Annotated in this window: 19 protein-coding genes; 13 read left to right on the forward strand and 6 right to left on the reverse strand. The window is 59.2% G+C overall.

Features of this window, described 5'->3' with window-relative positions:
- Positions 1–222 (forward strand): hypothetical protein (locus QLG10_RS08185; protein ID WP_282486711.1); only part of this gene is annotated, 222 nt, incomplete at its 5' end.
- Between the two features lie 122 nt (positions 223–344).
- Here QLG10_RS08185 and galE read toward each other — a convergent pair.
- The 3 genes from galE to QLG10_RS08200 form a co-directional block, all read right to left on the reverse strand.
- Positions 345–1,322 (reverse strand): UDP-glucose 4-epimerase GalE, encoded by a 978-nt coding sequence (gene galE / locus QLG10_RS08190; protein WP_188264879.1) that lies wholly within the window; start codon positions 1,320–1,322, stop codon positions 345–347.
- Between the two features lie 70 nt (positions 1,323–1,392).
- A complete protein-coding gene (locus QLG10_RS08195) occupies positions 1,393–4,023 on the reverse strand; it encodes a cellulase family glycosylhydrolase (protein ID WP_282486714.1) in 2,631 nt (876 codons plus the stop codon).
- Positions 4,024–4,028: 5 nt separating this feature from the next.
- Positions 4,029–5,555: an O-antigen ligase family protein gene (locus tag QLG10_RS08200; RefSeq protein WP_282486716.1), complete on the reverse strand. Its 1,527-nt coding sequence runs from the start codon at positions 5,553–5,555 to the stop codon at positions 4,029–4,031.
- Positions 5,556–5,658: 103 nt separating this feature from the next.
- Here QLG10_RS08200 and QLG10_RS08205 point away from each other — a divergent pair, with 103 nt between their 5' ends.
- From QLG10_RS08205 to QLG10_RS08260, 12 genes are all read left to right on the forward strand, one after another.
- Complete coding sequence (locus QLG10_RS08205; protein WP_188264882.1) at positions 5,659–7,050, forward strand: oligosaccharide flippase family protein; 1,392 nt, start codon at positions 5,659–5,661, stop codon at positions 7,048–7,050.
- 262 nt (positions 7,051–7,312) lie between these two features.
- The gene (locus tag QLG10_RS08210) at positions 7,313–8,779 is read left to right on the forward strand and encodes a GMC family oxidoreductase (RefSeq protein WP_110750694.1); all 1,467 of its coding nucleotides are present in this window, start codon (positions 7,313–7,315) and stop codon (positions 8,777–8,779) included.
- Positions 8,780–8,889: 110 nt separating this feature from the next.
- Positions 8,890–9,507, forward strand: a complete 618-nt coding sequence (locus QLG10_RS08215) for an acyltransferase (RefSeq protein ID WP_110750692.1) — start codon at positions 8,890–8,892, stop codon at positions 9,505–9,507.
- A complete protein-coding gene (locus QLG10_RS08220) occupies positions 9,500–10,456 on the forward strand; it encodes a glycosyltransferase family 2 protein (protein ID WP_110750690.1) in 957 nt (318 codons plus the stop codon). Before QLG10_RS08215 ends, QLG10_RS08220 begins: the two co-directional genes overlap by 8 nt.
- An 8-nt stretch (positions 10,457–10,464) precedes the next feature.
- Positions 10,465–10,989 carry a serine acetyltransferase gene (locus tag QLG10_RS08225; protein ID WP_110750689.1) on the forward strand — a complete coding sequence of 175 codons (525 nt, stop codon included), beginning with the start codon at positions 10,465–10,467 and terminating at the stop codon, positions 10,987–10,989.
- Positions 10,990–10,994: 5 nt separating this feature from the next.
- Complete coding sequence (locus QLG10_RS08230) at positions 10,995–11,972, forward strand: glycosyltransferase (RefSeq protein ID WP_110750868.1); 978 nt, start codon at positions 10,995–10,997, stop codon at positions 11,970–11,972.
- Between the two features lie 7 nt (positions 11,973–11,979).
- On the forward strand, positions 11,980–12,903 hold the full coding sequence (locus QLG10_RS08235) for a DUF535 family protein (protein WP_110750687.1): 924 nt from the start codon (positions 11,980–11,982) through the stop codon (positions 12,901–12,903).
- Between the two features lie 71 nt (positions 12,904–12,974).
- The gene (locus QLG10_RS08240) at positions 12,975–14,177 is read left to right on the forward strand and encodes a glycosyltransferase (protein ID WP_188264884.1); all 1,203 of its coding nucleotides are present in this window, start codon (positions 12,975–12,977) and stop codon (positions 14,175–14,177) included.
- The gene (locus QLG10_RS08245; protein ID WP_188264885.1) at positions 14,174–15,361 is read left to right on the forward strand and encodes a glycosyltransferase family 2 protein; all 1,188 of its coding nucleotides are present in this window, start codon (positions 14,174–14,176) and stop codon (positions 15,359–15,361) included. The genes QLG10_RS08240 and QLG10_RS08245 overlap by 4 nt, the downstream gene beginning before the upstream one ends.
- Positions 15,361–16,104, forward strand: coding sequence for a WecB/TagA/CpsF family glycosyltransferase (locus QLG10_RS08250; RefSeq protein ID WP_282486726.1), 744 nt, complete (start codon positions 15,361–15,363; stop codon positions 16,102–16,104). The genes QLG10_RS08245 and QLG10_RS08250 overlap by 1 nt, the downstream gene beginning before the upstream one ends.
- A 238-nt stretch (positions 16,105–16,342) precedes the next feature.
- Positions 16,343–17,485, forward strand: coding sequence for a hypothetical protein (locus QLG10_RS08255; RefSeq protein WP_110750679.1), 1,143 nt, complete (start codon positions 16,343–16,345; stop codon positions 17,483–17,485).
- A 71-nt stretch (positions 17,486–17,556) separates the two neighbouring features.
- The gene (locus QLG10_RS08260) at positions 17,557–18,669 is read left to right on the forward strand and encodes a glycosyltransferase 61 family protein (protein WP_282486729.1); all 1,113 of its coding nucleotides are present in this window, start codon (positions 17,557–17,559) and stop codon (positions 18,667–18,669) included.
- A gap of 77 nt (positions 18,670–18,746) precedes the next feature.
- On the opposite strand, the gene QLG10_RS08265 is transcribed toward QLG10_RS08260, so the two are convergent.
- The 3 genes from QLG10_RS08265 to QLG10_RS08275 all read right to left on the reverse strand — a co-directional run bounded on the left by QLG10_RS08265 (position 18,747) and on the right by QLG10_RS08275 (position 21,712).
- Positions 18,747–20,171: an undecaprenyl-phosphate glucose phosphotransferase gene (locus tag QLG10_RS08265; RefSeq protein WP_033039829.1), complete on the reverse strand. Its 1,425-nt coding sequence runs from the start codon at positions 20,169–20,171 to the stop codon at positions 18,747–18,749.
- Between the two features lie 331 nt (positions 20,172–20,502).
- A complete protein-coding gene (locus QLG10_RS08270; protein ID WP_110750675.1) occupies positions 20,503–21,024 on the reverse strand; it encodes a cytochrome C in 522 nt (173 codons plus the stop codon).
- Positions 21,025–21,190: 166 nt separating this feature from the next.
- Positions 21,191–21,712: a methylamine dehydrogenase light chain gene (locus QLG10_RS08275; RefSeq protein WP_008062110.1), complete on the reverse strand. Its 522-nt coding sequence runs from the start codon at positions 21,710–21,712 to the stop codon at positions 21,191–21,193.
- Between the last annotated feature and the right edge of the window lie 3 nt (positions 21,713–21,715).

Here is a 21,715-nt window from a genome sequence, read left to right on the forward strand (position 1 = left end):
CCCCCACGGCGCTACGCGCCCACCCCCCGGATGAACACCTCCACTCAGCCTGCCGAAGGGGCCGGCAGATCAAGATCAAGAGCTGAAGGCGAGCTAACGCTCGGCCTGATGAGTGGTGAAAAGCGGGTGTACGCCAGTCTGCTTTTCTGTAGGAGCTGGCTTGCCAGCGATGGCGGCCTTACAGCCGACCCGTCGCTGGCGGATGTACTTGATCTACTGTAGGAGCGAGCGGGCAGCGATCCGACTTGCCCGCGCACCAGGAGCTACGGTGTATCTGGTAGTCCGCATTATCGTTCTTCGCCGGGAAGTCGGATCGCTGCCCGCTCGCTCCTACAGTAGTGCCTTCAATGCCAGGGATACTTCCTCTCCCACTCCCAGGCATGCGCCACGATCTGTTCCAACCTGGCGTATTGCGGTCGCCAAGCCAGCAGTGTGTTGGCCCTGGACGCATCCGCCACCAACCGTGGCGGGTCGCCAGCGCGGCGTGAGGCTTCGCTGATGTAGATGTCCCGGCCGGTTACGCGGCGCGCGGTGTCGATCACTTGTTGCACCGAGAAGCCCTGGCCATTGCCCAGGTTGAACGCCGTGCTGCTACCCCCCGCCAATAAATAGTCCACGGCCAGGGCGTGCGCGGCAACCAGGTCACAAACGTGGACGTAGTCGCGGATACAGGTGCCGTCCGGCGTGTCGTAGTCAAAGCCATAGACAGTGATGGTTTTGCGCCGTCCGGAAGCGGCCTGCAGGATCAGCGGCAGCAGGTGGGTTTCCGGTTCATGGCGTTCCCCCAGTTGCCCGTCAGGGTCCGCGCCGGCGGCGTTGAAGTAGCGCAGGCAGACCGACTTGAGCCCATAGGCGCGGTCGAAATCTTCCAGCATCTGCTCCACCATCCACTTGGTGCGACCATAGGGGTTGATCGCGGCCTTGGGGTGCGCTTCATCGATGGGCACGTATTGCGGGTCGCCATAAACGGCGGCGGTCGAGGAGAAAATGAAGCGTTTGACCCCGGCGCGAACCATGGCCTTGAGCAGTGTCAGGGTGGCCGCCAGGTTGTTCTGGTAATACTTGGCCGGTTCGGTGACGGATTCGCCCACCTGTATGAAAGAGGCGAAGTGGAACACGGCATCGAAGTGGTGGCTGGCGAACAAGGCATCCAGCGCCTGGGCGTCGGCGATGTCGAGCTCGACCAGTGTTCCGCCCAGCAACGCGCTGCGATAGCCCGTGGAAAAGTTGTCCGCCACCACCAGTTCGTGCCCCGCGCCAAGCAACTGCTTGACCATGTGTGAACCGATGTAGCCTGCGCCGCCAATCACCAGGAATTTCATGCCGCTCTCCTTGATATCGATGCGGTGTCAGCGCAAGGCGGCTGACCCGTCCTTTAAAAGGTCTTTGCCGTCACTTCAGAGGTTCACTCGCTTGCGATGCTTTTTTCAGGAATAACCAATTGGACGCCTGCAGGCCGTCAAATTTGATGGTGTAGCGGCCATCCAGGTAGGTGGCAGGCAGTTTCCCCAGTTGCCCAAGGGGGCCGCCCTGGGTGAACAGCGTCAAGCCCGGTGGGGCCTGGATGGACAGCGTGCCCTCCAGAGGCTCGACATGGAAAGGCGTCTCGTCGTTGTCCTTGGGGATAGCCCTGCTGCCCAGGGAAATCAGCAGGTCTGCGGACTTGCCGACGGGCACGCTGTCCAGGCTTTGCACCACGACGCTGGCGTAGGCAGTCTTGAGTTGCACCTGGATATTGCCCAGCTGGATCGACTTGCCGCCGATCCAGCCGGTGGCCGCCTGGGTGCGAGGCGTATCGATGGTGTAGAGGCCTTGTTCCCAGTTGCGCTTGAGTTCACCGGTGTCCGTGGTGGATTCGCTGGCCGTGGCGTCCAATAGAGACTGTGCCGGGTCGTGGAACACCTGTGCATTCCTGGCGATGATGCCCGGTTGCAACCAGGGCAGTTGTGGTGTCTGTGGCATGGCGATTTGCAGCTTGCCTTTCTCCATGGCGGTGCGCAGCAGGGCCGAGCTGTCGGGTGTAATACGTTGGTTGAACAGGGTCTCTGGCGTCGGCGCGAAGACATAGGTGGTCTTGGCTTCGTGAACGTCGCCGCGGCGATAAAGCAGGGCGGCGGCGGGCAGGGTGGCCAGCATGGCCGGATCGTTGTAGGCGTGCCAGTTGCCGGCTGATTGCGATTGCTCGGTGAGTTTTTCCTGGCTGTAGGCATATTGCATCAGCGCATCCCAGCCCTGATGGCTGGCCGTGCCGGCCATGTACAGAGGCAGCGAGTGGCGGTCGGCTATCGGGAAGGGTTCGTTGTTCCATTCGGTGACGGTCAGGGGTTTGCCGACGACCTGGCCGGCACCAATCCAGTCCACCAGGCTGGCGCTGGTCAGCGGGTTTTTCTCAAGGGTCCCCGGGCCACCGTAGATATGCACGTCGACTACATCCCCGGCAGTCAGGGCGGGCAGGGCGCTCAGACCATTGCCGCCCCAACTGCTGGTCGTGGCAATCGGCACTTTCACTCCGGTCTCGCGCAACGACTCGATCATGTCTACGTTGAAGCGCCGTTCCAGGTCGTTGAGGAACAGCTTGGCCGGGCCAGGCTCCCAGGATCGCCAGGTCTGGTCTTCAGGCAGGTCGTGCTGTTTGGCGAAGGCCTTGGCAGCCTTCATGTACAGCTCGTTGTGCTTGGGCACGGACTTGTCGGGCAACAGGGCGTTGCCAAAGTGTTGGGTGATGTCGTTTTCGTTGGTGATCAGAACGGCGGCAACCGCCGGGTCGTCCTTGTAGGCCAGGCCCGTGAAGCTGTTCACGTGGCTCAGATAATCCTTGGCAAAGCGTTTCATGGCCCGCTGGATCGTCTCGTTTACGTAGGCGTAGCCCTTGAGGTCGGCGATGCCATACTCGTTCTTCGGCAATTCATCGAAGGCAAAGATGTTGTCGTTCGCCCAGAGGGCGCGTTGAACGTGCATGTCGAGCCATACATAGATGCCCTCATCCTTGAGGCACTTGATCCACAAGTCGAGCTTCTTCAGGGATTCTTCGCTCAGGCGCTGGGTATCATGCACTTTCCTGCCGTCACCGAAGATGTTGGGGAGGACCCACCACGAATCATGGTGGTGCAGTCGCACCAGATTGAAACCCAGGGCGGAGAGACGCTTGGCCTGCAGCTTGATCGCATCGTCGGGTGTTTGAAATAACGTATAGGCCGACAGGTTGGTGCCCCAGAAGCGTGCCGGGGTGTTGTCGGCAAACAGCAGTTGCTCGCCGACAGCCTTGACGAATCCACGCTTGCCTGCAGGTTTTTCCGGGGCATTGAGAAAGGACAGGTCGACCGGTGCGGTTTTCCAGTCCAGTCGGTCGCTCGGCCAGCTTTTCGGGTCCGTTACGCCAAAGCGTTCTGCGGCGGTCGGCCCCAGCGCCACGTCGCCAGCCACGCTGAACGTGGCCGTGAAGTGTTCTCGACCGGGCTGGATCCGGTCCTTGTAAAGGAAAGCGCGTATCTGGGAACGATCACCCGGTTCAAAATACACCCTCGCCAGCGCGGGTTCGAAGCGCATCTCGATGCGCCGCCCCTGGGCATTGCCCCAGGTCCAGCCGCGGTTGCCAGGCAGCAACACCGGCTCACCCATTGCTTCGGCAAGGGCCGGGTCGAAGTTGAAGACGATACCCCCGCCCATCACGTTCGTCTTGAGGCTGCGGGCATCCAGCACAAGGTTGATGCTCAACGTCTGCTCGTCTTGCTTGCGAATCTGCCCGGTCGCATCGAAATCGAGTTTCTGGCTCTTGCCCTCCATGGCGTAGACAAAGGGCGAGATCACCTTGAGCGAGGGGGTGAAATCCGCCCAGTCCCAGTTGCCACCCCAAAAGACGAATTGAGAGGCCATGGCAGGGCTGCCACCACGCGTGACCTGGGGCAGGCCGCTGCGTTCATCCACGCTGGCGACCCACTCCGCCGCCCGGGTACTCAATGGCCAAATGACAACAAACAGGAGAAAGAATGACAGCAGAGGCATGCGGTAAAAAAAACACGTCATGAGCGTTACCAGGTCTGTAGGAGGGTACTCTTGCTGCTTGCTGTCTGTGCGCGCTTGAGCCTGCGGGCCATCTGAGCATAGGACACGCCCAGCCCGGCCACCGACCAATACACCACGGGGATGACTGTAATGCTGCTGACGGTGATGATGGTCACCAGTATTCCCGCCAGTGTCGCCAGCAAGGCGCGTCCGAGCCTTCGTGACTCATCGTCCTGCTTGGGAAACGAACGCATCGCCTTGCGAATGCCAAGCGCAATCGTGGCGAAAAAGCCCACGAACAGCGTCAGCCCGATAACGCCCATTTGCAGGGCGACGGCGATATAGGTGTTGACGATGTCGATGATGCCCTGGCCCTGGATCATTGACTGCATTTCGGGGGTGCTGCGGTAATCGAAGGAACCCAGCCACAAATTGCGCTGGATCACGATCAGCGAGTTATCGATCAAGCGCTGGCGGTAGGTGATGTTCTCGGCTTCCACCGAGCCGATGAAGGGCAGCAGGTCAATGATTTTTTGTCCGCCGGGCACGATGGCCAGCAGCGGCAGGGCGAGCACGGCGGCGAACCCGAGGAGCATCAGGCGCCTGACCGCATATCGGCCGGTGCCGATGAACATGACGATCATGACGGCGGCACCGATCCACGGGCCGCGCGACAGGGGCGCAAACAATCCGCCGGCGAGCAGCAGGGCGCCAAGGCGTCGCTGCATTTTGCTGTGAACGCCCTCCTGCAGGAACAGATAGAAACCGATGGCCACGGCGATCACATAACCCAGCGCAATAGCCTGGCCAGTGGTCACGCTGGCGCGCAGCGAGCCGCCACGGCTCAGATAAGTGGAAATTTCCCATTGCACGCCCATGGCATCCGTCAGCGCGTTATACAGCAGCCATCGGCGGGTAAATTCGAAAAGACCGATTATCGACAGCAGCATGGCGGCAAGTAGAAAGGCCAACAGCGCATCCTTGAAGTCGCTGACATTCTTCAGCGCCCGGCTGGCAACGTAGTAAGGCAAAAAAACATCGACGAACAGATTGAGCGATTGACGCAATGTATCCGTGGGCGTGGTCTGGCGTAGCGAAAGCGCAGCGGTCAGGAGGAGAAAGGCAAGCAGCAGCTTGTCCGGCCAGATACGCCCGAAGGGCAACGTATCCGGCTTCCCGCGCAAGGCCAGAAAAGCCGGGAGTAGCACACACAGTGACAATAGGCGTACATGGTTCAGGTCAAACAGATAGTTGACCAGGCCGAAGCCGGGGACCTGCGCATTGGCGGGTGGAATGAGAAACAACAGCATGAAGAACAACGCCAGGGGATTGCGCTCCCGCTGTCGCGTGGCTATCAGAATGATTGCGGCAACGCCGGCGTATACCCAGAAGCTGTAGGAAAAAAAGGCCACCAGCGTCAATCCAAACCAAAGGTTGCGCCGACGGGTGAAATCACTCATGGGGATCAAATCTGCCGCCGGTCGCCGTGCAAAAGCGAAGACGATACCGGCAAGGACCAGGATGACGACTAACGCGCGAAAGTGCTCAGGCATGGGCTACCGATTTATTTGATGAGAGAGCGATGGCTAATGGCTAGTGGTTTGCCTAATAGCGACTATAGTACCTTTCGAGTCGTTCAATACGGGGATTGATGTTATGCCTTCAGTTAACATATCGCCAACGTTCAGCCTTCGTCGTCGAGCGATATCTGCTGGGGCATGGAACCTGGGGGCGCTGGTCACTTCGCAAGCGATACGCCTGGGCGGCAACCTGGTGATGACCCGCCTGCTGATGCCGGAAATGTTCGGTATCATCGCCATCGCTACCACCGTCTTGTTCGTTCTGCACCTGCTCTCCGATGTGGGGTTGCGCCAGAACATCTTGCAGAGTCCCCGTGGAGACGACCCGCACTTCCTCAATACCCTCTGGACCGTGCAGATCGTGCGCGGCTTCATACTGTTCGCCTTTACGCTGTTGCTGGCAGCCGCTGCCTGGTATTCGCAAGTCATCGATTTCTGGTCGCACAACTCCACCTACGCTGCGCCCGAGCTGCCGATGGTGTTGGCCTGGACCGGTGTTACCGCGATCATCTATGGGTTCCAGTCGACCAAAGTCGACCTGGCCGTTCGCGCCTTCCAGCAAAAGAAAGTGGTGATCGCCGAGTTCGTCTCCCAGGTCGTCGGCCTGCTGGTGATGCTGGTCATCGGTTACTTCACCCATTCCATCTGGTCGCTGGTGGCGGCCGGCCTGGTCACGGCCCTGGTCAGCACGTTGCTTGGGCATTTCTGGTTCGAAGGGCCCTCCAACAGCCTGCGCTGGGAACGCGCCGCACTCCACGAGCTGATGGTCTTCGGTCGCTGGATCCTGTTGTCTTCGGCCGTGGGCGTACTGTCCATGCAGGGTGACCGGATCATTTTCGGCGGCAGCATGACAGTCTTCGAAATGGGTGTGTATTCGATTGCCGTACTGATTCTTGGCGCTTTGCAGACCGGCGTGTTGAAAGTGGTCGGGGCCGTGGCCCTGCCAGCCTTCGGCGAAGCCGCCAGAACCAATGACTTTGAGCGCCTGCGCAGGTTGTATTACCGCTTCAAGATGATGGTCGACGTTGCGTTGCTGTTTCTTTGCGGGTTCCTCTGGGTCACCAGTCCGCTCATCATCAAAGTGTTGTACGACGACCGTTACGCCCAGGCTGGCCACATGATGGCCGTGCTCTCGACGTCGTTTTTCGTGATGCGCTACATCGTGGCCAATCAAATCTGGATCGCCCTGGGACTTACCAAGTACCAGGCCATCGACAACATCATCCGTGTGGTGTCGTTATGGGTGCTGGTCCCGCTGTTACTGGCTTTCGGTGGGGTCGATTGGGCGATCTGGGGCGTCGCGCTGCATACGTTGCCGACCTTGGTGTTGGTTGTGTATGTCAATCGTCGCGTGGGTATTCTTGATATCAAGCGCGAGCTGATTGTGTTGCCTATGCTGGTGGTAGGGGCGTTGTGCGGGGAGCTGGTGCTGGTCGTTTTCAAGTGGCTGTTCGATTTAAGCGCCTGACCGGTTTTTCTTGACGTTGAAGCACCCTTTGAATCTCGGATGCAAATCTCGATCCAGTGGAGTCGTGAGTGATGAGTGAACGCGTGTTGAATACCTCTGTCATCAGTCGCAGAGGACTCATTCGGGCATTTGCCCTGTTAAGCCTGGGGGGGCTGGCGATGAAATTTACCGGGGGTGGGGTTCGGCCTACTGCAGGGAAATCGGAGTTTGTCGTGATCAACGGGTGGGTATTACCTGCCGCGCATTTCCGGTAACTGCACATATGATCAAGGACTACCAAACGCAGAAAGACCTGCGCGATCACTATGATTTCTGCATCGTTGGTGCAGGCCCGGCCGGCATTACGCTGGCCTTGCGTTTGGCTGGCAATGGCTGGCGTGTAGTGCTTCTGGAGGGCGGGGGGCGCGAATATGCCGCGTATTCGCAAAACCTCTACAAGTGTCCCTCCACGGGGCTGGATGTCTTCGCTGAAGAAACCCGGCTGCGCTATCTGGGTGGCACCTCCAATCATTGGGCCGGTCGTTGCCGCCCCTTCGAGCCTTCCGACTTTACCCTGTCCCCACCGGTAAACTTGCCCGGTTGGCCCATCGCGTTTTCCGAGATGGAACGCAATCTGCCCGCGGCCATGGCCATTCTGGACTTGCCGCTGGACTCGGGATTCAAGACCGTCAACGCGGCCTTCAACAGCGACGAATTCGAAGCCGACCGTTTCCTGCTCAGTCCGCCGACCCGATTTGCACAAAAGTATGCCAAGGAACTCGAGGAGACCGAGGGCCTGGACGTCTTCATCAACTGCAATTGCGTCGACCTGGATTTCGACAGCAACACCGGCCGCATCACCGCGGTCGTAGTGTCCGATTACGAACGCAAGCAAGAGCGTGTCTCGGCCAAGCAATTCATCCTGGCCACCGGTGCGATCGAAAATGCCAGGCAGTTGCTCAACAGCAAGTCATTGGCCGCTGCCGGCGTTATCACCGAGGATGGCCTGGTCGGTCGATGCTTCATGGAACACCTGAACATCGCCCTCGGTACCTTCATCCTCAACGAGGGTGAAAGTCGGGAGGCCAGGCAGTTCTATACCAAGGATGCGTTTGTGATCGAGCATCATTCCGGTAAAGGCAATGTCACCGCGTCCTTGGTGTCGGCGGTGGAAACCTATGGGCGCATGGCGGCAGTCAAGGGTTTTTTCGAGAACCTGGCGTGCAAGGCAGGCATTGCGCACAAGATCGAGTTCATTACCAAGTTCAACTGTCCCGGTGACGGGGAGCTCGGCACGATGATCGAGCAGTTTCCCAACCGCAAGAGTCGCGTCTCGTTGACGCAAGAACACGATGACCTGGGGATGAGAACGGCCAACGTCCATTGGGAGCTCGCCCCTGAAGACAGGGAGACCATAAAAAGCATCGGCCTGGAGGTGGCAAAGTGTTTTGCCGAAGAAGGGCTTGGCTATGTCAAGTTGGAGGAAGCGGTGTATGACGTTTCCCTGCCGCTCAAAGTCGTGCCGCATGCCCATCACATGGGCACTACGCGGATGGCCAGCTCCCCTGAATTCGGGGTGGTCGATGAGAACAGCAAAGTGTTCGGCACCCATAACCTGTACGTCGCTGGCAGCAGTGTGTTTGCAACGGCCGGCGCGAGCAATCCAACCATGCCGCTGTTGCAGCTGACGCTGCGGTTGGCGGATTACCTCAACCATCAAATGGGCCCTGCGGCAGGCAGGTATTCTTGAGTGAAACAGCCTTAGGGAGAGCAAGCAACTAGGGGTGCCACAAAAACAACAACCATGGTGCATCTGGTCTTGGTACCGATGTCAACGCTGAAATTTGTGAGGCTGACAGGATGATTGGGCTAGCAAAGCGTGCAATACGTTACTACGTCAATAAAACGGGTCGGGGGAAGGGTTTATTCAAGAGATTTTGCCACCCCACCGGCTATGAATGGGCGGACTACCTGGCGCGCTGGGGGGGCATACATTCGGTCGGCAAAGGCGTATGGATCAATCCCGGTGCCAACATCCCCGACCCTTCGCTGCTGCGCATCGGCAACAACGTTGGCTTGTCCGACTGCACGATATTCGGGCACGACGGGCTCATTGGCGTATTCGAGCTCAGCGCCGGTAAAACGCTCGACTCCGTCGGTGCGGTCGATATATTCGACAACTGTTTTATCGGTTATCAGTCCATCATCATGCCAGGCCGCAAAATCGGTCCGAACTCAATCGTCGCCGCCGGTGCCGTGGTCACCCGGGATGTTCCGCCCGGTGTCGTGGTGGGGGGGAACCCGGCGAAGGTGCTCTGCACCGTTGAAGACCTGATCAAGAAAATCGAAGAACGTTGCGAAGCCTATCCGTGGATGGAACTCATCCGCCAGCGCGGCACTCACTTCGACCCGGACTACGAGCCCAAGCTCAAGGCCATGAGGGCGCAGTATTTCTTTGGCGAGAAAGCCAATGAGTAGCGCGCCGCTGGATGTGCTCGTCGTCAACTACAACACGGCGGGTCTGTTGCAGCCCATGTTCAATGCGCTGCGCCAGTCCAAGAGTACCGACCACGCACGCTACCTGGTGGTGGACAACGCTTCGGCGGACAACTCGCTCGATTGCCTGGGCGATATTTGTCCCGAGGCCGTATTGCTGGCCAATAAAGACAATGTCGGCTTTGGCCGGGCCAATAATCAGCTGGTTGAACACCTGCAGGGCAAGTACGCGTTGCTGCTCAACACCGACGCGTTTGTGTCCGACGACACCTTGGCCAAGACCCTGGAGTACATGGAGACTCATCCCGATTGTGGGATCCTCGGTGTACGCCTGGTCGGTCGGGACGGCGAGATGCAACCGTCCTGCCGTTATTTTCCGACGCCGCTGAATGTCTTCCTCGTGACGGCCGGGCTTGAGCGCTTTTTCCCTTGGGTGAAACTGGTCGACGACCTGGACTGGGATCATGCCTCGGTGCGCGAGTGTGACTGGGTACCCGGCTGCTATTACCTGATCCGCCGTGAAGTGATCGACAAGGTCGGCTTGTTCGATCCGCGCTATTTCCTCTACTACGAGGAAGTCGATCACTGCCGGCGCGTCAAGGAGGCGGGCTGGAAGGTGGTCTACTACCCCCATACGTCGGTGGTGCATATCGGGGGCGAAAGTGCCAAGTCGGTCGACAAACTGAACATGGACGGCCGACAGCTGCAGACCCTGCAAATCGAAAGCGAGCTGTTGTACTTCCGCAAGCATCACGGTTTGCCGGGGTTGGCCTTGCACATGCTGCTGGTATGCCTGTGTGACCTGATCCTGGGGCTCAAGGCTTTGTTGAAAGGTCGCGGTCGGGCCGCCATCAAGGCGTGTTGGCAACACACACGTGTGACCTGGGCACTGTTGCGTAAAACCAAACTCGGTAGCCAACCCACACGGTAGGTCAGTCCATGTTCGAAAACATACGTGCGGACTTGCGAGCATACGAGGGTGATTGGGGCGCCCAGGGTTTCTGGGTGATGCTGGTGTATCGCTTCGGGCGCTGGCGCTACGGCGTGCGCCCGGCGCTGCTGCGCAAATTGCTGTCCTTTATCTACAAAGTGCTGTTCAAGCTGGTGCAGATCGTAACGGGCATCGAGCTGCCGTGTGAGGTGGTGGTCGGGCGCAACTTCGTCATCGATCATTTCGGCGGCATCGTGATCAGTGGTTATGCGCAGTTCGGCGATGACTGCCGGATCCGCAACGGCGTAGTCGTCGGGCTCAAGAACGTGAAGGAGCCGATCGCCCCGGTGATGGGCAACAACGTCGACATCGGTACCGGCGCCAAGGTGCTGGGCAATATCCGCATCGGCAACAATGTGGTGATCGGCGCCAATGCCGTGGTGTTGACCGATGTGCCTGACAATTCGGTGGCGGTCGGCGTGCCGGCGACCATCAAGCAGCGCAAGCTCGCCGATGCCGAGCAATGCTCATGAACGCGGTGACGACGGGGGTTGGGGTCGTTGTCATCGGTCGCAATGAGGGCCAGCGACTCGAGCGCTGCCTGGCTTCGCTGGTCGGTGCGGCGCAGCAGATCGTCTATGTCGACTCGGGCTCCACCGACGGTTCGGTACAGATGGCGCAAAGGCTTGGTGTCGAGGTGGTTGAACTGGACATGAGCATTGCCTTCACGGCCGCACGTGCACGCAATGAAGGTTTCGCCCGGCTGCAACGGCTGTTGCCATCGATGCGTCATGTGCAGTTCGTCGACGGTGATTGCGAGGTGGTCGCCAGTTGGCTACCCCATGCACAGGCCTTTCTTGAGGCCCGGCCTGAGGTGGCGGTGGTTTGCGGGCGGCGCCGGGAACGTTTTCCGCAGCGTTCCATTTATAACCTGATGTGCGACCTCGAATGGGATACGCCAACTGGCGCGACCAGCGCCTGTGGTGGCGATGCACTGATGCGCGCGGACGCCTTCGCTACTGCGGGCGGGTATCGCCCGGATCTGATTGCCGGGGAAGAACCGGAGCTCTGCGTGCGACTGCGAGCCAAGGGCTGGAAGGTCTGGCGCTTGCCTGCGGAAATGACTTTGCACGATGCGAGCATGACCCGCTTCGGCCAATGGTGGCGGCGCACCTTGCGTGGCGGCTATGCCTTCGCCGAGGGCGCGTTTCTACATGGCGGCGCACCGGAGCGCCATTGGCGCCGTGAGTCGCGACGGGCCTGGTTCTGGGGCTTGGGCGTACCGCTGGCAACGGTCATTGCCACGCTGCTGCTGGGCTGGCCCGGGTTGCTGCTGCTGTTGATCTATCCGCTGCAGGTCGCGCGCCTGGCCCGGCGGGGCGCTGGCCCTGCGCGGCAAAACTGGTTACTGGCGTTCTTCCTCGTGCTGGGCAAATTTCCCGAGATGTTCGGGCAGGTCAAGTTTCTTTTGAACAGGTTCGGTGCCGGCAAATCCGCATTGATCGAATACAAGTGAGACTTCGATGGACTATTGGATGATCGTCAAAAGCGTCTTCTCCGTGCACGCTGGCTATTCCCTGAGGGCATTGAAGAACAAACTGAAGTTTGTGCTATTGGTGGGCAAGAACTGGACCGAGTTGAATCTGTTTTTCGGGCGCATGTCCAACGCGCTGGGCGATACCGGCATCGAGAGACTCGGTGGCGATTGCCTGGGCGTCATCCACTGGCCCTACATCAGCAAAAGCTGGAACTCCCAGGACAAACTGGGCGTGATGGCCTCGCATTACGAGGTGGTCACGAAAAGCTGCCCGCAATTACTGCTGTTCGGGCGCGACGACAGCCTGGTCCTGAGCGACCTGACGGCGTGGTCCGAAGGTTGCACGTTGGTATTGGACCGCCCGTTCTGGTTCATGCGTGAAGGCGAGTTGGTGCTGAATTTGTTCCAGGGCGATCTGCGCATTGCCTCGATCGCCTTCACCTTGTGTTGCACGGAGGGTGAGCTGTGCATTTTCATCGGTGCCGTGCAGGGCATCCATAAAGGCATCGAGAGCGAAAGATCGCTGGCCATCTACCGGGATGTCACCAAGGACTTCGAAGGCCTGCGACCCAGGAGCTTTCTGATTGAAGTGATCAAGTACATCGCCAGCCATATCGGCGTCGGAAAAATCTACGCGGTAGGGGATGTCTATCGTCATCATCGCCACCCGTATTTTGGTGCGCACAAAGCCCAGGAGCTGGCCGCCAATTATGATTCGATCTGGCTTGAGCACGGGGCGACACCGTCTGCGCGCGAAGACTTTTTTGAAATCCCCATGGCTTCGTCCAGAAAGCCGCTGGAAACCATTGCTTCAAAAAAACGCGCCATGTATCGCCGGCGCTATGAGCTGCTGGACGATACCTTCACCAGGATCGACCAGGTGCTGAAAGGCAGCTACGCAGTGAATTGACGTGACCGGTTACTGGACTACTGTGGGGGTACCTGCAGTAACAACTTCGACGACATTCAAGCCGGGTGCCCATGCGTATCGCTTATTTCATCAATCAATACCCGAAGGTCAGCCATAGCTTCATTCGTCGCGAGATCCTGGCGCTGGAGCGCCAGGGCTTTGAGGTCCAACGCATCGCGTTGCGAGGCTGGGATGCCGAATTGGTGGACGCCGAGGACGAGTCCGAACGCAGCAAGACCCAATACGTGCTGGCGGGTGGCGTCAAAGCGCTGCTGCGACCTGCGCTGCAGGTGCTGCGTACCCAACCGCGGCGGTTCTTTTCGACGCTTTGGCTGGCGCTGCGCATGGGGCGGCGCGCCGATCGTTCCTGGCCGTACCATCTGGTCTATTTGCTCGAAGCTTGCCGCGTGCTGTCCTGGATGCAGGCGTTCGGTGCCCGGCACGTGCATGCCCATTTCGGCACCAACTCGACCGAAGTGGTGATGCTGGCCAACGCACTGGGCGGGCCTACGTACAGTTTTACCGTGCACGGTCCGGAAGAGTTCGACAAACCGCAGTTCATTCACCTGGGCGAGAAAGTCCGGCGCTCGGCGTTTGTCGCGGCCATCAGTGCCTATGGGCGCAGCCAGTTGTATCGCTGGGTCGACCCGGCGCATTGGGCTCGGGTCAAGGTTGTGCATTGTGGCCTGGAGCGGGCCTTTCACGATGTGCCCGCAGTGGCGGTGCCGTCCGCGCCGCGGTTGGTTTGCGTGGGGCGCCTGTGTGAGCAGAAGGGCCAATTGCTGTTGCTGGAGGCCGCTCGCCGCTTGGCCGAACAAGGCGTGGCATTCGAGCTGGTCCTGGCTGGCGACGGCGAAATGCGCCCGCAGATCGAAGAATTGATTGCCCGGCACGGCCTGCAATCGCGTGTGCGAATCACCGGCTGGATCAGCAGCGAACAGGTGCGCATGGAAATTCTCGCCGCGCGGGCCCTGGTGTTGCCCAGCTTCGCCGAAGGCTTGCCGGTGGTCATCATGGAAGCCATGGCGTTGCGCCGGCCGGTGCTGACCACGTATGTGGCGGGCATTCCCGAGCTGGTGCGCCAGGGTGAGAACGGCTGGCTGTTTCCCGCGGGCGCGGTGGAAGAGTTGGCGGTGGCGCTGGCGGACTGCCTGGCGCAGCCGGTCGAGCAGTTGCAGCGCATGGGCGAAGCGGCTTATCAGCGTGTGCTGGAGCGCCATGATATCGATACCGAAGCGACCAAGTTGGCTCACCTGTTCAAGGCGCAAGCATGATCACATTCCTCAATTGGCTACTCGGCGTACCGCTGGCGATCATCCTCCTGCCGGTACTGGTGCTGTTCGTGCAGGTGCTGCTGGCGGGCTTGCCGGTGCGTGCGCAAGCACTCGCACAACGCCCGCGACCTCGGGTCGCGGTGCTGGTGCCGGCCCATAATGAGTCCTCGATTATCCAGGCCACCTTGAATTGCCTGCGCCCGCAACTGCAGGAGGGCGACCGCCTGTTGGTGGTCGCCGACAACTGCTCGGACGACACCGCCGCGATGGCGCGGGCGGCCGGCGCCGAGGTGGTGGAGCGCAGCAATGCCCAGCAGCGTGGCAAGGGCTATGCACTGGATTTTGGCGCGCGTCACCTGGCCAGCGATGCGCCGGAAGTGCTGATCATTGTCGATGCCGATTGCCAGGTGAACGAGGGCTTCATCGAACGCCTGGCCATTCAGTGCATCGACTCGGGGCGGCCGACCCAGGCGCTTGACCTGATGCGTGCGCCAGCGGGTGCGGGGCTGAAGGTGCAGATCGCCGAGTTTGCCTGGTGCGTGAAAAATCGGGTGCGACCGCAAGGCTGGGCCCGGCTGGGGCTGCCCTGTCAGCTGATGGGCACGGGCATGGCGTTCGTCTGGCGGGACCTGCCCTTGATCACGCTTGCCAGTGGTCACATTGTCGAAGACCTGAAAATGGGCCTGGATTTCTGTCGTAGCGGCAAGCCACCGATGTTTTGCCCCGATGCCCTGGTGACCAGCTATTTCCCCCGCAGTGACGAAGGCCTCACGACCCAGCGTACGCGTTGGGAGCATGGTCACCTGGGCGTGATCCTGGGTGACGCGCCCAAATTACTGGTGGAGTCGCTTGCCCGACGCAACTTCAACCTGCTGGCCATGACCCTGGATCTATTGGTGCCGCCACTGGCGTTGCTGACGTTGTTGTTGGGCGCGGCGTTTGTCCTGTCCTGGTTGGTGTTGCTGCTGTTCGGTGCGTGGCTGCCGGCATTGATCGCATCGGTGGGGGTGGTCATGTTGATGATCACCATCTTGCTGGCGTGGAGTCAGTTCGGTCGCGCCATCATCGCGTTTTCCGCGTTGCTGTATGCACCGTTATACGCACTGAAGAAAATCCCCCTGTACCTGGGCTTCCTGGTTAAACGCCAGGTTGAATGGGTGCGCTCCAAGCGAGATGACTCCTGATGCGTGCATTAGCCTGGCAGCACAACTGGCAAACGATCATCCAGTCACTCAAGGTCATCGCCGATAGCGATCAAGAGCAGCGCTTGATCGAGGCATTGGCCTGGCCGCAACGGGCAACGGTGCTCGGGTTCGTCAACGCCCATGCGATGAACCTGGTTGCCAGGGACGATGCCTACTACCAGGCACTGTCCGCCGCCGACGTGTTGCTGCGCGATGGCTCCGGCATGTCGATCCTGTTTCGACGAATGGGCAGGGAGCCGGGGTTGAACATGAACGGCACGGACTTCATCCCCAAGTTACTGTCGGCCTATAAAGGACGGCGCGTGGCGTTATGGGGCACGCAAGAGCCTTTCCTGGCCCATGCGGCAAAGCATTGCCAAACGGCATTGGCAGTCAATGTCGTGTCTGTCCACCATGGTTTCGACGATGTGCAGACCTACCTTGAACTTGCCCGGCAACATCAGCCGGAACTGGTGGTGTTGGGCATGGGCATGCCCAAGCAGGAAATCGTTGCCGCCCGGCTGGCGGCCAGCGGCGTGCCCTGCCTGATCGTGTGTGGCGGGGCGATCCTGGACTTTCTCGGCGGCAAGGTGAGTCGCGCTCCGCAATGGGTGCGAGGCCTGGGTTGCGAGTGGGTATTCAGGCTGCTCAGTGAACCCAAGCGGCTGTTCAGCCGTTATGTGGTCGGTAACCCTCTGTTCATATTGAGAACGCTTGCCTGCCCGGTACCGACTCGGGGGTGAGGTGCGTGCCGCAGGAACAGGCTTGGCACCGTAATATCTTGCAAAACTCCGGCGTAGCATCTTTACTGCTCATGTAAGCGACGACTTGCTGACGCGGTAATGATTTGTTTCGCCTTTGATGCGTATGGCGACGAAAGTTTGACGCCGGCCACCATCGTGTTGAAGCCTGAATTCAGTTCGTTATTCCTTGATTCGAACTTTCGAATAATCTTCCTTAATCATTTAGTGTTAATGCCAAATGAAAGAATATGTAAAGGCACTGTTGCGTCAGTTGATTACGCCGTCGGTACGCTTTGAACTGAGGAAAGCCCATGCCTGGCTGCGCGATATTGCCGGTCGAGCCTGTTTTTGGCGCTGGGAATTTGTCAGGTTCAAGCTGCGCGAAGAGAGTCCTTACGACATTCTCTATATGGGGCGTAAGGCACAGCGTGAATTCGTGAAAGTTCTCATGGGTGCTGAACCTCAGGTAGCCAATCAGCAACTTAAGGCGAATAAATCAGGCATAACGGTGTTCGTCAGTGAAATACCGACGCCGGGCGCACTCTGTGTGCCGCAATATCTCAGCGCCGTAGTTCCCCTGGGCCGCTCGATCGAGGACATCACCGCAAGATATAACTCTGAGCTGCGGCGCAATCTTCGCAAGAACCGTTTGCGCTATCGCCTTAAACAGGCGTTGAACGACGATGAAATCGAAAGCGCCGACCAAGGCATGCTGCAACCCTATGCCAGTGCAAGGCATGGTACTTCTGCTTCGCAGATTGAGCAGCAGGAGGTGCGAAGGGTGGCCAAAACCGCCGGCCGCCTGGACCTGGTGCTGCTGGAAGACGAGGTGGTCGCCTGTCACCTTGGCTGCGTGATTACCCGCGCGGGCAAGCGCTACTGGAGCACGATCCGTTTCGGCTACCCCGAAACAGTCTATTCGGATGCGAAAAAGCTTAGGGAAATCAACTCGATCACCACCTTCATGGCGCTGGAATGGGCGCTGGAAAACGGCTTTGATTATTACGATATCGGCACTTGCCTGGCGCGCCCGGACGACGGCTTGCTGGAATGGAAAAGAAGGCGTGGCGGCGATGTCGATACCCTGAATAACCACGGCTATTTGTTTGTCCGGCTGCCCAAGGTGGGCGTCGCGCAATTTCTTTGGGAAACACCCTTGTTTGCCGTAGAGGGTAAAAAACTCACCCTGCATCTGGGTTTGCCGGACGGGCAAAGTGATGAGGACATTGCCGAGCGCTATCGCGAAATGGGATTTGGCGGTCTCAGCAAGGTCTATCTTCATTGCGCCAAGGCGCCACCGGAACAACTGCTCGAGACTTTACGCGCTCGATACGGTCATCTGAAGGCACCGCCTGTCATGGAAAATATCATTTGTAATTGACTGGAGTTTGATAGTGCGCACAAGGACGACAAGCGCTAATTGTATTTAAACGCATTAGAGTGGTAATCCTTATGTCGCAATCGAATATGTTGGTGAGCGGCGCTGGGGCGAAATGGAGTTTTGCTGCGTATAAACACATGTTCAAGGAGAAAGTTGCCAGGAAAGCACCGCTGGACCTGCAGAGTGTCGCGGTGAAAACCTGGAACGTGGCTCCCCCCGATGAATCGATTGCACCCCCGGCTTTTTACCTGCCCAACCAGCTTGAACGCGTGACGGGATGGCAGTTTTATCCCTTCGAACATCCCCGTCGCACCATGGAGGGCAACGGTCTCGTGCAGCACGGCCCGACTCGCGCCTTTCTGCTCAAGGACGCCTGGCTGATCGACGGCGCGCTTTACAAAGGTGATGCCAAATCCTGGTTATCGCCCAGGGCCGGTTGGTTGCCGAAGATTCGCATAGAACACGAAATCGATCGCGCCGCGATGTATTGCACCGTGGGCGGCAACAAGTGGTTTGGATCGTGGATGGTGGATGATTGCATCACCTATCCCATGGCGAGCCAGCTCGGGGTTCCGGTGACCACGGAACTCGCTGAAACCGAAGTCAGCGCAACCCGGCACGGGATACTTCACGCCCCCGGTTATGAAAAGTGGCTGGGCATGAATCCGCTGCGTATGCGCAACGCTTTTTTTCGTGAACTGGTGATCTTTGACGACATCAGCCAGAACCGCCACAAGCACCTGCGCTTTCGCGCAATGTCGGAAAAGTTGTTGTCCCATGTCAACGTCAATTCTCACCCAGGGGTGTTCGTGCTGCGGGGCAACAAGGGTGAGTTGCGTTTGTTGCGCAATGAACTGGAGTTGGCTGAACGTCTGCGCGAGCGCCGCGGCTTTCGCATCATCGACCCCTCGAAATCCGATGTGGCGACCATCGTCGCGGCTTGTGCCGGCGCCAGGACCGTGATCGGCATCGAAGGCAGTCAGCTCATACACGGCGTCAATGTCCTTGCACCCGGCGGCTCACTGCTGGTCCTGCAACCCCCTGACCGTTTCGTCTGCTTCTTCAAATACCTGACGGATCGCGACCGGCAAAACTTCGGTTTTGTGGTGGGCTCCCCCGACGGCGAAGGTTTCCGGATCGATCCCGATGAGGTTGAGCGCACCCTCGACCTGTTCCCGGCCTGATGCTTTTGCAGCCTCGTGCTTAACCCGGTAACGCTGGTCGTCAGCGTTACCGGGCGGCTCATGCAATCAAGGTATGACTAGTAGGCATGTTTGCCGGAGAAGGCCGTCACTGTCCGGGCAAGGATGACGAAGTCGAGCCACAGGGACCAGTTGTTGATGTATTCGATGTCCGAATCCACCCGGCGAATCATCTGTTCGATGTCTTTGGTTTCACCGCGATAGCCACGCACTTGAGCCAGGCCAGTAATGCCTGGCTTGATGTTGTGGCGGGCAAAGTAGTCGGCGATGTCGGGTGAATACTGCGCGTCGTGCTGGATGGCATGCGGACGCGGCCCGACCAGGGACATTTCACCCATCAGTACATTGAACAACTGCGGTAGCTCATCCAGGCTGGTGCGTCGAATGAAGGCGCCGACCCGGGTCATGCGCGGATCATTCTTTTGTGCTTGCTTGACTACACCGTCTTCGGGCTGATGGACCACCATGCTCCTGAACTTCCAGATGCGAAACGGTCCGCCACTCCAGCCCATCCGTTGCTGGCGAAAGAATACCGGCCCCGGGCTGTCGAGCTTGATGGCAATGGCCACGATGGCCAGCACTGGCGCCGCAATCAGCAAAAGCAGAAACGCCAGCACGCGGTCTTCAAGGTTCTTGAGCAGCAGGCGCATGCCCATCAGTGGCGTCTCGGACAAGGTCAGCACGGGAATGCCGGCGATCTCGCGAACGCTGTGGTTGATCAAGCGCAGGGAAAAGATGTCTGGCACCCAGTTGACCGAGATGTGCTTGTCGAACAGCTTCAGATACACATCCTTGATCACCTGGGAGCCGTCCAGTGGCGTGACGAAGTAGACGGTGCGGATCGAATGCTGGACGACCAGGTCGTCAAGATCGCAAATATGACCCAGTATCGCCAGGCGGTTGGGGTTTTCCGAACCATCCTTGCCCCGGTCGTCGGCCGCCCCGATCAACACGGAGCCGACTACCCGTTCACCCAGCCAGGGATTGTTGCTGATTTTCTGGTGCAGGAAGTCCGCCAGCTCTCCCGAGCCGATGATCAGCGCGTTGTCCCGTTGGGTGGGGTGGGCCAGGAATTTTTTTTGCAGTTCACGGGTCGCGAGGTGCAAAAGCAGTTGGGCAAAATACCCGATGACGAACAACTCACCGACCAGCAAGCGTGAGTACTGTTCGCTTTGTTTCGTAAGAAAGGCCATGGCGACGAGAAAACAAAAGGCGGCGGTCCACGCCTTGAACAGTTTGAAGGCCTTGACGGCAAACACGACATTGCTTCGATAAATCGCGTAGTGGTCGTAGACGACCGCAAGCGCCCCCAGCAGCAACAGGACCATGATCACATAAGCCTGGGTGATGAAACCTATGTGATAAACAATCAGGTACCACGCGACACCGGTGACAGCGAGGCTATCGAGGCCTGCCTGGATAAAGATACTGGTACTGCTTCTTCGCTGGAGTACGGAACGGCTACTGCTCGGCTCAAAAATCATGATCAGATCCCATTTTTGCTGCCCCCTCGCGCCCAACCCGAACGCGATCCAGGTCAAAACCACCTTCGTTTCAGAGCTTTAGCCTCAACGGCAAGCTACTTATAGTCGAGAAATCCACCGTCCACCGAAATTCGCAAAGCTGGGGAGAACGCGGCATCCCGTGCTATCACTTTAGCAGCAGTGTGGATTCATTCACGCAATGGACGAAGTTTAGTCTGCGGCATGCACGCAGGCACCGGGCGGCCTGCTTTTGGGAGGGTGATACGACCATCGGTAGTACCTGGATTGCCTGGGCAGGGAAGCATGGGTGAGCAGCGCATGGGCAGCGCTGTCAGTTATTCATCCCGTCTTCGATGGCGATGCCTTGGGCGCGCATCTTGCTGATTAGTTCAGCGCGAGTGCCTGGCAGGTTGAGCATGGTTTTGGCGCGCAACGCCGCCACTTCGTCGGCACTGTAGGGCTGGTAATCGGCGGGTCGGCTTTTGCCGGCCATGCCATCCTCGCGCATCAGCCAGTTGAGCAGGTCGGCCAGCTGCGCGTTGTTCAACGCCGATTGCGACATGCCTGGCACGCGCACCAGGAATTCACGGCCGCCCGGGACTTTCAGGAAGTTGCCGACAAATCCCGTCATTCTCGGGGTGTCATTGGCCGCAGAGCCCATGCCGTTGCCCAGATGGCAACCGGCGCATTGCAACTGATAGTTAACGCCCACGCTGTAGCCGGCTTCGGCGATGGGCTTTTGCAGTTCCTCGTTGCCCGGCGCGTGGCGCTGCGTCGGGTCGGGGATGGCCCGGGCCTGGGCGAGCGGGGTGGTCAGGGCGCAGACGAGACCGAGGACCAGCAACTTGCGCATCAGATGTCTCCTTGGAGGGGGGCCTGTAGGAGCGAGCATGCTCGCGATGGACGTCAACGATTACGCGCCCTGTCTGGATGTGCGCGTTGTCTGGACATTTTTCGCGAGCATGCTCGCTCCTTCAGGGGACCGATGCCGGTGCCAGGGCAGCCGGCGGTGGTGCGTGTCAGACCGCCACGCCGCGGATGATCGAAACGGTGCAGTGATAGATGTGCGACTTGGCGGCCAGGCACCAGTTCACATCGTTGTTGTTGAACGGGCGGTAGGCCGGTTCTTCACTGTCGTTACGGGTGCAGGCGCACTGGGCGCAGCTTTGTTTACCGCAGCAGTCGTTGTACGAAATGATGTAGTCCTTGCCGTCGGCCGGGTTGCGGCAGGTGCCGATCCAGGTCACTTGCGAGGCTTCGGTGCCCGGTGGGCAGGACGTCACCGAACCGCCGCAGCAGCTGCACAGAAAGCCGTCGATGGAGCAGTAGCGCCAGTAGTCACAGCTGTTTGGATCACCCGGATCACCGGCTTTCGGGTCAGTGGCGGCCAGCGCCTTGCTGGTGCGATCCAGCGGCAGCAGCACGGGAAGGGCGGCACCGGCGACGATCAGCGAGCCCATGCGAGCCAGCAGTTTGCGGCGCGAAGTCGTGTCGGCAACACGGCGCGAGGAGCGTTCGAATAACAGATCCAGCAGTTTCATGAA

Source organism: Pseudomonas sp. V98_8, from assembly GCF_029967975.1.
GTDB classification, from domain to species: domain Bacteria; phylum Pseudomonadota; class Gammaproteobacteria; order Pseudomonadales; family Pseudomonadaceae; genus Aquipseudomonas; species Aquipseudomonas umsongensis.

Bases quoted from the DNA above. Each gene is read 5' to 3' on its own strand.
- QLG10_RS08270 (WP_110750675.1), bottom strand. From the start codon at position 21,024: ATGCGCAAGTTGCTGGTCCTCGGTCTCGTCTGCGCCCTGACCACCCCG.
- QLG10_RS08250 (WP_282486726.1), top strand. From the start codon at position 15,361: ATGCGTGCATTAGCCTGGCAGCACAACTGGCAAACGATCATCCAGTCA.
- QLG10_RS08245 (WP_188264885.1), top strand. From the start codon at position 14,174: ATGATCACATTCCTCAATTGGCTACTCGGCGTACCGCTGGCGATCATC.
- QLG10_RS08235 (WP_110750687.1), top strand. From the start codon at position 11,980: ATGGACTATTGGATGATCGTCAAAAGCGTCTTCTCCGTGCACGCTGGC.
- QLG10_RS08220 (WP_110750690.1), top strand. From the start codon at position 9,500: ATGAGTAGCGCGCCGCTGGATGTGCTCGTCGTCAACTACAACACGGCG.
- galE (WP_188264879.1), bottom strand. From the start codon at position 1,322: ATGAAATTCCTGGTGATTGGCGGCGCAGGCTACATCGGTTCACACATG.
- QLG10_RS08275 (WP_008062110.1), bottom strand. From the start codon at position 21,712: ATGAAACTGCTGGATCTGTTATTCGAACGCTCCTCGCGCCGTGTTGCC.
- QLG10_RS08255 (WP_110750679.1), top strand. From the start codon at position 16,343: ATGAAAGAATATGTAAAGGCACTGTTGCGTCAGTTGATTACGCCGTCG.
- QLG10_RS08195 (WP_282486714.1), bottom strand. From the start codon at position 4,023: ATGACGTGTTTTTTTTACCGCATGCCTCTGCTGTCATTCTTTCTCCTG.
- QLG10_RS08240 (WP_188264884.1), top strand. From the start codon at position 12,975: ATGCGTATCGCTTATTTCATCAATCAATACCCGAAGGTCAGCCATAGC.
- QLG10_RS08260 (WP_282486729.1), top strand. From the start codon at position 17,557: ATGTCGCAATCGAATATGTTGGTGAGCGGCGCTGGGGCGAAATGGAGT.
- QLG10_RS08200 (WP_282486716.1), bottom strand. From the start codon at position 5,555: ATGCCTGAGCACTTTCGCGCGTTAGTCGTCATCCTGGTCCTTGCCGGT.
- QLG10_RS08215 (WP_110750692.1), top strand. From the start codon at position 8,890: ATGATTGGGCTAGCAAAGCGTGCAATACGTTACTACGTCAATAAAACG.
- QLG10_RS08265 (WP_033039829.1), bottom strand. From the start codon at position 20,171: ATGATTTTTGAGCCGAGCAGTAGCCGTTCCGTACTCCAGCGAAGAAGC.
- QLG10_RS08210 (WP_110750694.1), top strand. From the start codon at position 7,313: ATGATCAAGGACTACCAAACGCAGAAAGACCTGCGCGATCACTATGAT.
- QLG10_RS08225 (WP_110750689.1), top strand. From the start codon at position 10,465: ATGTTCGAAAACATACGTGCGGACTTGCGAGCATACGAGGGTGATTGG.
- QLG10_RS08205 (WP_188264882.1), top strand. From the start codon at position 5,659: ATGCCTTCAGTTAACATATCGCCAACGTTCAGCCTTCGTCGTCGAGCG.